Source organism: Ligilactobacillus ruminis DSM 20403 = NBRC 102161, assembly GCF_900113455.1.
Classification (GTDB): domain Bacteria; phylum Bacillota; class Bacilli; order Lactobacillales; family Lactobacillaceae; genus Ligilactobacillus; species Ligilactobacillus ruminis.
The window spans coordinates 60,637-74,335 of record NZ_FOPI01000011.1 but is presented as its reverse complement, the minus strand read 5'-3'; the positions used below and the strand labels follow the sequence as shown (position 1 = coordinate 74,335).

Genomic DNA, 13,699 nt, shown 5'->3' with positions numbered 1-13,699 from the left:
AGGTGTGGAAGTGGAATCATAACCGCTCTGACCATCTGGAAGAGCTTGATGATTATTCCAACTGGCAGCGTGCAAGAGTCAATAAAGCCCGCTGCCAGAAACGGATTGCCAATAAGCGCAGAGACTACCTTCATAAGCTGACAACTGACTTGGTCAGGAACTATGACGTGATTGTAATCGAAGATTTGAAAACCAAGAATCTGCAGAAGAATCACCACCTGGCCAGGTCAATTGCCAATGCCAGCTGGTATCAATTCCGCGCAATGCTGGAATACAAGTGCGCCTGGTACGGCAGACAATTAGTTGTAGTGAAGCCTGACTACACCAGTCAAATCTGTTCGAACTGTGGCTTTAGCAGCGGAAAAAAACCGCTGGAAGTCCGCGAATGGACGTGCCCGAAGTGCGGTATTCACCACGACCGGGATGTTAATGCGGCAGTTAACATCCTGCACAAAGGGTTAAAAGCCATTGGCCAGGGACTGGCCCTGGTAAAATAACGGAGTTCTGTAAGTCAGGTAGCTGGAATACCAGCGCAACATCCTGAATACTACTTCGTGTTCCCAGAAGCTCGGTCATTTATGGCCGAGTAGTTCACAAACAGTGCGATAAACTGGAAGTTGTCAATTACTCTTTGCCTCAGCGTAACGTTCCTTTCCCCACCAATTCGGCATAAGTTCTTTTAATGTTACGGTTTCTCTTTTTTCATAATCGACCATGATTTCCATATCTTCGTTCGCTTCATTTAATTGATAAAAGAATTCCTGACAAGCACCACATGGCATACCGCTCCCACCTCCGTTTGGCGCACTGTCGCGGAACGCTATAAATCTTTTCATTTTTGTCTGACCACTGTTAGCATACATATTCAGTGCGGCAAGTCTATCGGCACAAATATTCATTACTCCGCAGCAGCTTTCAATGCAAAATCCCGTATAGATATCTCCGTTTTCAGCTTCTATTGCACAAACTACATTGTGCGCATATATAAAGGGAGATACTTCCTCTGGATGATATTGCTCTTTCGCCTTTTCATACATTCTTTCCCAAATATCCATTTGATTTTACCCCACAAATTCCGATTTGTTAAATTCATATCTGCATTGTAGCATAAAAATAACGACATTGTATATCACTTTCGTAACATACAATGTCGTTACTTTTATTTTCTTCGATACACCAAACAAAACATATTCCTGTATACGATAATATCATATACAGAGTTCGACTTGTTCAGCTTTAGTGGGCGTGCCCGTAATCGATGACCGGTTTTTACGGGCAGATCTCAGAAATCAACGTATTGCTCGTAAGACAGTCTTGATGCATCGATTGAGCAGGGGATGCGCAGCACTGCATTTGACAAAAGGTCAGCCAAACTAAAAAATGCCGGACAACATTCTTTGTTCGGCATTTTATTTAAGATGCTATGCGCGTTCTTTAATGACCAGCTCGCCGTCGTTCATCACAGCTTCGAGATGCTTGACGTCGAGATTGTCGAGGTAAAAATCCGTAACCTTGTCTCTGATCTGCTGTTCGATGACGCGACGGAGCGGGCGAGCGCCCATTGCTTCATCGTAGCCTTCTTCAATCAGGTAGTCCTTTGCTTCATCGGATACGGTCAGATCAATGCCTTTCTTGGCAAGGGTCTTGTTGACGTCATCCAGCATCAGCTCAACGATGTCTTTGAGATTGTCCTTCGTGAGGTGAGAGAATTCAATGACGGCGTTGAAACGATTGAGAAATTCAGGACGGAAGTACGGGGCGAGACGTTTCATGATATCTTCGTCCTGCTTGTCGTTTCCTGTCAGGCTTTCGTTGCCGAACCCTGCATTTGACGTGGCGATGATGACCGTGTTCTTGAAGTTGATGGTGTTTCCCTGACCGTCAGTCAGACGACCGTCGTCAAGAACCTGCAACAGCAAAGTGATTACCTGCGGATCGGCTTTTTCGATTTCATCAAGCAAGACGATCGAATATGGGTTGCGACGGACTCGTTCGGTCAGCGTGTTGTTGTTGTCGTCATATCCGACATAGCCAGCGGTCGTTCCGATCAGCTTTGAAACTGCGGTTCGATCGGAGTATTCGGACATGTCGAGTCTGATGATCGCATCCTTTTTGCCAAACATGTCAAGCGCAAGCTGTTTTGCAAGTTCGGTCTTGCCGACACCCGTTGGTCCGACGAACAGGAAACTGCCAATCGGTCTGTTTCCTTCATCAAAGCCGGCACGATTGCGGCGAATGGCTCTGGCAACGGCTTTGACGGCTTCATCTTGTCCGATGACTTTGCCTCTTAAGCGATCGCCGATGCCTTTCAGACGCTCGATGTCGCTTGCTCCCATCTTGGAAACGGGGATGCCCGTCAAGCGCTCAACGGACTTGGCCACGTCGTTGATCGTTGCTTCGACCTTTTGAGATTCTGATTGATTGTCGATTTTTGCCTGAAGTTCTTTGATTTTGTCTTTGGCTTCCTGCGCTGTTTTGAAATCTTCTTTGGCTGCGGCCTCATCTTGTTTTTGACGTTCTTTTTCGATTTCTTCTTCCAACGCCTTGACGTCAGTCACGGGATGCTTTGCCGCAAGGTGAGCCGCGGTCATGTCGATCAAATCGATGGCTTTGTCAGGCAAGGAGCGTTGGGGAATATATTGAATCGAGTAGTCGACGGCAGCTTTGAGGACGCTGTCCGGCAAAACGACGTTATGGTGCTTTTCATACAGAGTTCTGATTCCCTGGAGGATCTTGAACGTATCTTCTGCGCTTGGAGCCTTGACCTGAACTTCATTGAAACGCCGTGCCAATGCTGCATTTTTCATGATTGTATTGCGATACTCGTCTTGCGTCGTTGCACCGATGACGCTGATTTCGCCGCGTGAAAGGGCCGGTTTCAAAATATCGGCCAGTCCCTTCGAACCGTTGCCGTCACCGGAAGATCCGGCACCTAGAATCTGGTGAATCTCATCGAAGAACAAGATGACATTGCCGGCATCTTTGACCTCTTTGACGAGTTTTTGAATGTTTTCTTCGAAGCTTCCGCGATACTGAGTACCGGCTTCAAGGGATGAAATATCGATGCTGATGATTTCCTTGTTCTTGATCGCATTCGGCACGTCGCCGTGGACGATGGCTTGTGCCAGGCCTTCAACGACGGCTGTCTTGCCGACGCCGGCGTCTCCGACAAGGACGGGGTTGTTCTTTGTTCTGCGTGAGAGAATTTCAGCGGTTTCTTGAATCTCCTTGTTGCGTCCGATAACCGGATCAAGCCTATTATCGCGCGCTTCTTGCGTCAAGTTTCGACCAAGTTTTGCCAAAATTCCGTTTTCGGGTTGTTTTACCGTATTTTTTGTTTTCATGTTATTTTGCGGCAGCTTTCCTGTCTGACGATACTGTTGAAATTCTTCAGGCGTTACTTCGCGTCCGTTGATCAGATAGCGACTGCTCTCTGAGTTAAATCCGTTCATTTCGCCCATTAATTGATTGAAAATGTCATCCATGCTGCTTGAAAATGGATCTGATGAAAATCTAGCCATAATACATACCTCATTTCTTTTGTGACTCTTTCGCACAAAAAAGCTCAAATCAGAAAACCGGCGGCGACTGACAAGAGCTTAGTGCGGGCTATAAAATTAGTCATCATCCGACAAGTAGCTTTCTTCCAATTCGCGAAGAACTTCCCACATCGATTGCTGCGATGCTTGTGCCAACGCATCCAGGTCCCGAAGGTTCAGCGAGGTTGCGCTGGTCTGCCGCTTGTTGAATGACTTATGCAGGGTGGTGTACCCGTAGCCCGACTTCTTTGCCACTTTGTAGATCGTCAATTTCTTGGCGGACAAGTAGGCTTTGATGTCGATTCTCATCGGACCTCACCTCTACGTTTCTTATTATATCACATTTGTGATATAGCACAAGTGTGAAATGCTTTTTTTTTGAAAAAATTTTTTCACTGGGCGGTGCTGGACGAATTATTGCATTCGGCATTAAATTTTACCCATTTTTGCTAAATGCAGTGCTTCGAATCGCCTGTTGATCATGCGTCAAGATCAAGATGGGCTTACGGGCAAGACGTCGATTTCTGTGATTTGCCCGTAAAAGGAAGACCCCGGTTACGGGCAAAGCTGGCATTTTCGCAAATCATCCAGCGCTGCATAAAAAAGCCCGGATAATCTGCAGTTAATTGCAAATCATCCGGGATTTTAGTTTTCCCAGTCTTTTTGGCTAAAATTTAAATTACGGGTCTTCTCGTGAATTTTGGAATCATTTTGTCGAAATCATATGTTGCCAATTGTTCAAGCCCGTCTTTTGAAACGTCGAAGTATGCGGTCAAAGCCTGGGCGATCATCAGATTGACTTCTTTTTCCGGATCGAACTGAACGACGGCGACCGGAGTGCGAGTGCCGTATGCGAAGCCGATTTCGAAGGCGGTGCCTGAGTCCGGTTCGTTTTCCTTAGTTTCTTCCATTTTGTAGTCGACGATTGCAACAACGAGGTCGGCCGCATAAATTTGTGAAACATCGAGCTGGAAGGTTGCTTTTTGCCATTCGAAACTGCCGAATTCTGCTTCCTGATATTCATGTTCGTGCGGGATGAAAATTTTTTCCGAATCGATCGTCTTATTTTTGACAAGTGCTTCTTTGACTTGATAGATGCGTTCTTTTTGCTTATCGCTGAAAAATGGCGATGCCAAGTATACGGATTTCATTTAAATTCTCCTTACATTGCAATTTAATGTTAGTTTATCATTGCGCAAAAATATTTTGCAACCCTTTTTATGGTTGATAGAATGCGTTCTCTATATCTTGTGCCATGCTGTGAAACAAAACACTAGATGTGCTTTATTTTTAAACGAAATGAGTGTATGATTGAAAGAGCGCAATGTGCGATTGCTTATGAAATCTAGAGCACTGCATTTAAGCTACAGAAAGGATGCATCTACTATTTTGATTACATTATCAGGAATTATCGGTTCCGGAAAATCCAGTTTGACGGAAATCTTGTCAAAGGAACTTGGAACAAAGGCATATTATGAACCCGTTGAAGATAATCCGGTGCTGCCGATTTTTTACAAGGGCAACGAAATTGCGGCCAAAAAACGCGCAGCCGGTGAGAAAGATGCGACGAATCCGTATGCCTACCTTTTACAAACATACTTTTTGAATCGTCGCTTTGCGATGATCAAAGAAGCCATGCAAAACGACAACAATATTTTGGATCGGTCGATTTATGAAGACGAAATCTTCATGAAGATGAATACCGAGATGGGAAATGCGACCAAGGTCGAGTATGACATCTATAAGAGTCTTTTGAACAACATGATGGAAGAACTGCCGTATGCTGCGCATAAGAAGTCGCCGGATCTCATGATTACAATCAAAGTTTCATACGAAACGATGATCAAGCGAATCATCAAGCGCGGTCGAGATTACGAACAGATTGAAAAAGATCCTTCGCTTGTTGATTATTACCATCGTCTGCTCAGCCATTATGACGATTGGATGGACGAATATGACGAATCTCCGCTGTTGATCATCGATGGCGATAAGTATGATTTTGTTGCCGACGTCAAAGATCGCGTGAAGATTCTGGAAAAGATCGAAGACAAGCTTTATGATCTTGGCAATTTGGAGCAGACAAAAGTAGATGAATTGCGCAAAGCTCATCTCGAAATATTGAAGCAGCAATAAAATTCTGCATTTGACGAAAAAGTGAAAAGGCTTGCAAATTCTTATGTTTAGGGCTATTATAAATATAAAGTGATATATAGGAAGAAAGGCAGGGTGATTCATATGTCATGCGAATATGAAAATATTTTGGTTGCGCTTGACGGATCAAAAGGCGGAGAAGTTGCTTTAAAAGAAGCCATCGAAGTTGCCAAGCGCAACGATGCACATTTGGACGTGCTGAGGGTCATGGATCTTAACTCGCTTGAATATGGCGGAGCAGGAATTGCGCTTGACGGCGAGCAGATTTACGAGATCGAACACGATAGCGAAGAATATTTGCTTGAACTGCGCAGAAAAGCAATTCAGGAAGCAGGGCTCAAGCCGGAACAAATCAGGGTTCACCTGCGTTTCGGCAATCCTAAGCTGGTTATCGTTGAAGATTTCCAACCCGAATATGAAAATGATCTGATTATTGTCGGTTCAACCGGCAAGAACTTTTTGCAAAGACTGGTCGTTGGTTCTGTTGCGGCATACGTGATTCGTTCGGCCAGATGCGACGTGTTGGTTGCGCGTACAAAAGAAGAAGACGTCAAAGAATAAGAATATTGATTTTAGTTAAAAAAGGCAGTCGAGACCCAAACAAGGGCCCGACTGCCTTTTTGTCATTCGTTTTTAATTCCATAATCTTAAAAGGTGCCATGGATTACGGGCAAAATGTTATTCATTGATATTTGCCCGCAATCATTCATCTTTTGAGCGGTTCATCTGCAAAAAAGGCACCTGTTTTTATGATTTGATCATAGCTGATTGCTTCAATTTATATGTCGTTACGGCGTTTGCAAAAAAGAGGCCGGAAAATGGTTCCGGCCTCTTAGAGATTGAGGATTATGTTTTGCTGAATCAGATAACTGCTTTTGGCAGGCCCGCTGACTCAGCAAGCAAAGAGTTATGTCGTAAATCAGATAACCTGAAGTTTAAGCTGATTTTCTCCGATCAGGTTTGACCGTTTCATGAACAGGTAAACGAAAACGGAAATTGCCGCTGGCAAGACCACGCCAGTAAACATGTAGACCGCAAATGGTCCAACGCCTTTGGCAGCATATGCCAAAGGTGCAATCAGCGAGTTGAGTCCAAGTCCGCCAAGCGTGTAGTTTGAGCGGAAATGGAAAAGGACGGTTGCAACCGGTGCTGAAACCACGGACGAAACAAGCGATGGAATCAGCAGGTAAGGATTAAGCACGATATTTGGGAATTGAATCTTAGGAGTTACCAGACTTTGAGCGATGTTTGCGCCAAGGTTGTTTTGTCGGCATGACATTGCAGTGAAAGCCACAAACTGCGACGTTGTTCCGATAAGTGCCGCCGCAGAACTGATCGGATCAAGCGTCAAGGCAATCGAAAGAGCTGCTGAAGAAGCCGGCGACATCAAGAATAATGCCCATGCAAGCGAAACGCAGACAGAACCCAAAATCGGATTGACGTGCATGGATTGCTCAATGAATCGACTGATGTCAAGCAAGAGCGGCGTTGTAACAGCAGCAAGTCCCAAGCCTGAAATCGTTCCGACGGTCGTTGCCCCAAAAGGAACCAGAACCATGTCGAGCGGCGTTTTACCGGTCAGATATTTGCCGACAAGCGCAGCAATCAATGCTGCGGCAACGGCACTGACAGGCTGTCCGGTTGAAAATGAAGGGCTGCCGGCTGCTTGAAGAAGCGTGCCGCCGACGGCAGAAGTTCCGTTGACCGCTTTTGTCGTAAAATGTACTGCGTTTGAACCGACCGTTGCTGAAATCATGGCACTGAAGATGACAAGCGTATTAACGTCAAGCTGCGAGGCGACCGCGACGCCAAGTGCAGGCGCGAGCAGAACCGTCCCCATCGTTCCTGCATCATAAAGCGGCTGCCAATGAATGAATTGTGCGATAGTCTGGAATAAGAGTCCGATGCCGAGCGTGACTAAAATAGCATTGGCGACAGCAGCGGAAACCCGATAAACGTAATCTCTGGTTGTTGGCTTGTTTGTACTCGTAGTTGATGTATCGACGTTCATATAATTACCCCCTATAATAATTCTCAATAACTCTCAAATAAAAAATGCAGACCTTATTAAGTAACTTTTAAAAAACTACACATTTACTGAATTTGAGCCGAAAAAATAGAGTTCAGTCGAACTGAGCTCTATCAAAACTCAGTGCAGGAAGAATTATCTTTATGATGTTATTCCTGCCCGAGCGTGTACTAAATTCTGATACTAGTCAAGAGGGACTTTGACGATCCAGCCTTCAGGAGCCGGACGATCGCCAAATTGAATACCCGTCAATTCGTCGTAAAGTTTCTTGGTTACGGGACCAACTTCTGTTTCACTGTAGAAGACGTGGAACTTGTCGCCCACTTGGAAGCCGCCGATTGGTGAAATTACGGCAGCCGTCCCACAAGCACCTGCTTCTGCAAGGTGATCGAGCTGGTCGATGTAGATATCAGTTTCTTCTGTTTCCATGCCAAGATTGTGTTCAGCAAGGTAAAGAAGAGAGTATTTAGTAACACTAGGCAAGATAGATGGTGACTTAGGCGTCACGAATTTACCGTCGCGCGTAATGCCGAAGAAGTTAGCCGAACCAACTTCTTCAATCTTTTTATGTTCAATCGGATCAAGGTAAATGCAGTCTGAGAAGCCGCGCTTGTGTGCAATATCGCCAGGAAGAAGGCTGGCTGCATAGTTGCCGCCGACTTTGGATTGACCAGTACCTTTATGTGCGGCACGGTCATAATCAGCAGCAAGGAAATTCGTCGGTGTCAGGCCGCCCTTGAAGTAGTTGCCAACAGGCATTGCAAATACGGAGAAGATGTATTCCGTTGCGGGATGAACGCCGATGTTTTCGCCAACGCCGATCATGTACGGACGAAGGTAAAGAGTACCACCGGTGCCATATGGCGGAATGTATGCCTGGTTGGCACGAACGACTTGCTTTAAAGCATCAACGAACATCTCCGTCGGAACTTCCGGCATCAAAAGACGCTGACAGCTGCGTTGCATTCGAGCTGCATTTTGATCCGGACGGAAAAGATTGACGCTGCCGTCCTTGCAACGGTATGCTTTCATGCCTTCGAAACATCCTTGACCGTAATGGATGATAGGAGAACCTTCATTAATCGTAATGGATGAATCTTCAACCAGGCCAGCCTTGTGCCATTCTCCGTCCTTCCAATATGCGCGGTAGCGGTATGGTAGATCCATATAGGCGAAGCCTAAGTTGTTCCAATCAAGATCTACTGTTTTTGTATCTGTCATAAGTAACTCCTCCTCAAAATGGCTTTCGCAGCGGGAAGCAATCATTCAATCTGAATGATAAAAAAACCGATACTGGCACTAAGCCGGCATCGGGGTCCAATTCGGGTATAAGGATCCAGCGCCGCCTTGGTGCATGTGCCGGATCTGAAATTCTTGCACTCTAACTAAGCCGAGACATCAGATGGCACGAAACCACACAAGGAGATGACTAGGCTAATAATTCGAGATGACGCTACGTTATTCACCTTGCATTGCTTCATGACATCCGACCTCCTTTGACTTATTTCCAAGACTTGCATGATTGCTTTGCATTGAATGACTTCATTATATCAAGGTTTATTAAAAATGCAATAGAAATATTTTATTTTTTTCAAATAAAATCTGAGACCATTTCGCAAATCTTTGAATATCAAAGGTTTAAGGAGGCAAATTAAGAATGAAAATAATTTCAAAATCACGAATTGGAATGGCATATGATAAGGTGGACTGCGATGAATTTATGAAAAATCAGAATAAAATTTGAGCAACACTATTGAGGATTATAAGGAATTTAGCTGGTGTGCGTTTAAGATGTTCTGAAATTTTTTAATCAAGTCCTTGATAAGTGGTATAGTTCATTTATTTAAATTAATACGAAAAGCAGCATTCTTTATCAAGATTAAAATAAGTTTAGAAATAACCGGAATATGAGAAAATATCATAAAAAATGAAATAAATGTGAATTGTTCTTTTGCTATATTACAAGAAAAACATTATTAAAATCCGTTCAAGATAAAAAGCAATCGCCAGCATTATATTAAAGCTGTAATCGAATACGTTTTTTTGTAATGCTGCATATAGTCCATTGCAGACTTATTTAAAAAAAGCATCTGCTTTAATTTAATATGAAATAAAATAAAAAAAGCACATTACTGTAATAGTGATTTTTGTCATTTTTGACAAAAAGTTGGCGATTAGAAGAAAAAAATAGTGCGTTTTAAAAAATATGCTATTTTTGTGAACAAAAATGAATTTTTCTATAATTTATTTGTTGGAAAACGATTTTTGCTGTGCTATAATTCAAGGTGAAAGATTTGTGAATTATGTTTGAATTTTTAAGAAGAATTCAATTTGTAGTTTGCAACGGTTGTTTTGGAAACTTGAACGAGTTCCTGAAACATTTATTGGTATACATCATTTATTATGGACGATTCAATCTTTAGTGGAGAGATGGATTTTCTTTTTGGGGCAGATACGGTTGTTTGGCGAAGAGAGGTTGTCTGATGACGGTATCTTTCAGACGTTATGTTTGAAGTATTTGTTGGTTAGTGATAGATAAGAATGGAGAGCAACTGATATGGAAAGAAATAAAACATTTAAAAAGCTGCTCTGGCTTTTGGGGGCGATGGCCACGGTATTTGCGATTGTTTTTGCCATGGGGAAGTTCGACGGCGAAAAGGCAAATGCTGCGGTTGAGTTGAATCAAAACAATACCGTCAGTTTTATTGACAGCGTAAAAATTATGGTCAGTCATAAAGATTCGACATCAGAGGAACTTAAGAATAATGATGTATACATATTAAGGGACGGCGACAAGATATCGGTTGATTATAATTTCAGTTTTTCTGATAATACGGACATCAATCCGGGCGACACATATACGATTTATGTTCCAAGGGCTTTCAAGGCATATAATTCCTGTGATGGCAAGCTCAAGAATGAAGACGGAACGGGATTTGGGACATGGCAGATGTCCGGCACGTTTGACAATGAACACAACGGGTATCCGTTGGTCATGACTTTTAACGATAACATTAAAAAGATTCAGGGACGCAAAGGGACAATACACCTCGAGTCGTCTTTGGATATTGAAAGCTTTTCCAAAGAAAATCGTCAGGAGATCAAAATTCCGTTGAAAGACAGTACGACTTACAATGTTGAAATCAAGCAGCATACGGATGAAAAATTCGGGGACGTGACAAAAAACGGCTGGTTTCTCGGGAACGGCTGGCAGCCGAAGCGAGCACATTGGACGATTGATTTCAACAAAGGGCTAAACGATATTGAGAATCCTGTTTTGAAAGACAATTTGTATCGTGCTGACGGTCAATGTTCTGAACATAAAATCGACTATAACAGTTTCGATGTTTATTCCGTTCGACTTGATTCTTATGGCGGAGTCATCGAAAACAGCAAGGAAAAAGTTAATCCGCAAGAATATGAAATCGTCAAGTCTGCCGATGGCATGAGTTATGAGCTTCATTTTAAGCACAAAATCAAGGGCGCATATCGTGTAGAATATGAAACGGATATTACGAATTATTCCGGTAATCGTGAGGCAACGAAGGTTGGCAATAAGGTTTCCTCATATGATGGCGACAAACATCTGGCCGATGCGTCCAAGGAACTTTGGGCAAATTGGTGGAACAAGGGAGGCACGATTGTTAAAAATGGCGTCCAAAAAGACAGCAACAGAGTTGATTGGACGATCTACTACAACCTTGTCGGTCACAAGTTCGGCGACAGCACGATCTTGTTGGACAGTTTGTACAGTGGAACGTTTGATAAGAACAGTTTTGAAATCTATGAGGCTTCATCAATTGACGGAAATCCGTTCAATAACAATAAGAACAACATCAATATTGGTCGCAAGCTTTCAAGCAGCGAATATTCCATTGTGTATTCAGCCAAATCTGATTGTAAAGTTGCAACGATCAAGATTAATAATTCAGACGGCAAAGGGTATGTGATTCGCTACAGATCGATTTTGCCGGATTGGTTATGGCAAGGCGCTCAAATCAGGAATCACGTCAAAGACGGACATGACAATGAAGGCGAAAGCAGCATCTGGTACGATCAAGTAAAAGAGCATGTTTACAAGGAGCACAGGAACGTTACCGAAAATACGATCGACTGGTCCGTAAAATTCTATAAAGCGGCAAGCAACAATGCTTTTAAGGCGTTCAAGAATCTGACTTTGACAGATCACTTTTATACCAATCGCGGCAATCAGCTTAACCTGGTGGGCGGACTGAATACCATCAAGGTCTATCGAAGCAGCGGACCTGGAGACTGGAATACGAATATTTTGGTTGACCCTGGCGAATATACGATTAAAGAAGACAATAAATCAGGCGAAGGCGGATACAAAGGCTTCAAGATTACGTTTAAAGGCGAAGCACCGGCTGCGCTTTATGAAGCAAGGTATCAGACGACACGCGATTCTTCTCAAGAATCAGGGAACTGGGCACAGTTTGGCAATGAGCAAACGAGAGACAGTGTTCCTGCTGACGGCGGATTTTCTAAAAACATCGGGATTGGAAAGAGCAATTCTGGGGTCCACAGAACAGACGGTCTCTTGCATTGGGATGTCTACGTCAATGCAGAAAAGATTCCGATGAGCAATTATGTGGTCAAGGATACGATTACTGGTGACCAGACTCTGATGGCATCAACAATCAAGGTTAAAGACCTGACTGACAACAAGGATGTTACGAGTCAAGTCAGACGAGAGATTCAGGAAACGACGACAACGTACAATCAGGACGGAAAGACCTATACGTCGCCTGCAAAGCTTCTGATTATCCATTTGCCTGATACGGACCACCAATACTGTATTTCGTATGGCGTAAAACTTGGACCGGTCGGATACACCAGCAATAAGAATCACTATATTGATTACGCTGATTTGTATCAAGGAAATGACAAGAAAGGCAGTGCTACAAGCGATTATTGGCATTGGCAGAAAACACTTGAAAAAGATGGCGTGGTCGACAATGATGACAACAGTCTCGTGAACTGGACGATCGACGCCAACAAGGCGTATGTCACCTATCCTAACGGTGCCATCAAGGATACTCTTGACGGAAAGCAGATTTTCGTTGAAGACTCGATTGAAGTATATCGATATGAAGGATTAGATCAGTGGCATGACAAGCTTTCGAGCAAACCGCTTCCGAAGTCGGCATACAATGCGAAAATTGTTCCGTATACTACTTCCGACGGAAGAGTCACTCAACAGATGATTATCACGTTCAATGATGACCAAAAGAATAATCCTGGCGAAAAGGCCAACTATATCAGTCGGCCTTACAGAATCAAATATCAGACAAAGATTTTGACTTCAGGAAAGGATCGCGTAGCCAATACCGCATCAATCGAGGGGTTGGACAACAGGGTTATTTATACGAAGGTTGATAAAGATAAGGAAGTGACGCATACTTCCGGTGATGCTACGATTACTGGATATAATGTCGACTTCGATATTTTGAAACGCGATGCCATCGATAAGAAGGTCATGCGTGACGTTCATTTTGATTTGTATCGTTTGGCAGACGACAAGTGGATACCGTACATTCAAGACGTATCGACAGGCGTTAACGGACGAATCAGCTACAAAGGCTTGCTTACCGGTCGGTACAAGCTCGTTGAAACGAGAACGCAATCAGGCTATATAAAACTTGACACTCCGATTTATTTCATTTTGAGTAAAAAGAACATGAGCGACGTCAAGGATAAGGAATCTTCGATTACGATTACAGATGCTGACGGCAACAAGATTAAAAATCCTGCTTACGCAAGCATCATTGCCATGAATCCTGAGAAGAAAAAACCGACAACGCTTCAGGTTTTGAATTATCCTGTCGGAGGGATGCTTCCTCAAACAGGCGGACCGGGCAGATTGTTGTTTGAAGCATTGGGATCGCTGCTGATCGTTGTTGCGTGTGCCCTGACTGAGGTGCTCATCTGGCGACGGATTCGCAGTTCAAAGGGGGTGTGA

Annotated in this window: 10 protein-coding genes; 4 read left to right on the top strand and 6 right to left on the bottom strand. The window is 43.7% G+C overall.

What is annotated here, in order from left to right; all coding sequences use genetic code 11:
- The coding region (locus BMZ95_RS04530) for an RNA-guided endonuclease TnpB family protein (protein ID WP_143454956.1) at positions 1-497 on the top strand (497 nt) is incomplete at its 5' end.
- 123 nt (positions 498-620) lie between these two features.
- On the opposite strand, the gene BMZ95_RS04525 is transcribed toward BMZ95_RS04530, so the two are convergent.
- The 4 genes from BMZ95_RS04525 to BMZ95_RS04505 form a co-directional block, all read right to left on the bottom strand.
- Positions 621-1,055: a cytidine deaminase family protein gene (locus tag BMZ95_RS04525; RefSeq protein ID WP_046922424.1), complete on the bottom strand. Its 435-nt coding sequence runs from the start codon at positions 1,053-1,055 to the stop codon at positions 621-623.
- A 366-nt stretch (positions 1,056-1,421) separates the two neighbouring features.
- Positions 1,422-3,521, bottom strand: a complete 2,100-nt coding sequence (locus BMZ95_RS04515; RefSeq protein WP_046921922.1) for an ATP-dependent Clp protease ATP-binding subunit — start codon at positions 3,519-3,521, stop codon at positions 1,422-1,424.
- A gap of 96 nt (positions 3,522-3,617) precedes the next feature.
- Positions 3,618-3,848 carry a hypothetical protein gene (locus BMZ95_RS04510; protein ID WP_014072673.1) on the bottom strand — a complete coding sequence of 77 codons (231 nt, stop codon included), beginning with the start codon at positions 3,846-3,848 and terminating at the stop codon, positions 3,618-3,620.
- 365 nt (positions 3,849-4,213) lie between these two features.
- Positions 4,214-4,690, bottom strand: a complete 477-nt coding sequence (locus BMZ95_RS04505) for a nucleoside 2-deoxyribosyltransferase (RefSeq protein WP_014072674.1) — start codon at positions 4,688-4,690, stop codon at positions 4,214-4,216.
- A gap of 238 nt (positions 4,691-4,928) precedes the next feature.
- Here BMZ95_RS04505 and BMZ95_RS04500 point away from each other — a divergent pair, with 238 nt between their 5' ends.
- Both BMZ95_RS04500 and BMZ95_RS04495 read left to right on the top strand, forming a co-directional pair.
- Complete coding sequence (locus BMZ95_RS04500; RefSeq protein WP_046921921.1) at positions 4,929-5,672, top strand: deoxynucleoside kinase; 744 nt, start codon at positions 4,929-4,931, stop codon at positions 5,670-5,672.
- Between the two features lie 102 nt (positions 5,673-5,774).
- Positions 5,775-6,251 carry a universal stress protein gene (locus BMZ95_RS04495; protein ID WP_014072676.1) on the top strand — a complete coding sequence of 159 codons (477 nt, stop codon included), beginning with the start codon at positions 5,775-5,777 and terminating at the stop codon, positions 6,249-6,251.
- 358 nt (positions 6,252-6,609) lie between these two features.
- On the opposite strand, the gene BMZ95_RS04490 is transcribed toward BMZ95_RS04495, so the two are convergent.
- Together BMZ95_RS04490 and BMZ95_RS04485 are read right to left on the bottom strand one after the other, a co-directional pair.
- Positions 6,610-7,701, bottom strand: coding sequence for a PTS sugar transporter subunit IIC (locus BMZ95_RS04490; protein WP_056990399.1), 1,092 nt, complete (start codon positions 7,699-7,701; stop codon positions 6,610-6,612).
- Positions 7,702-7,902: 201 nt separating this feature from the next.
- Entirely contained in the window at positions 7,903-8,940 is a 1,038-nt protein-coding gene (locus tag BMZ95_RS04485; RefSeq protein WP_014072678.1) for a branched-chain amino acid aminotransferase, read from the bottom strand.
- Between the two features lie 1,336 nt (positions 8,941-10,276).
- Here BMZ95_RS04485 and BMZ95_RS04480 point away from each other — a divergent pair.
- A complete protein-coding gene (locus BMZ95_RS04480) occupies positions 10,277-13,699 on the top strand; it encodes a collagen binding domain-containing protein (protein WP_046921920.1) in 3,423 nt (1,140 codons plus the stop codon).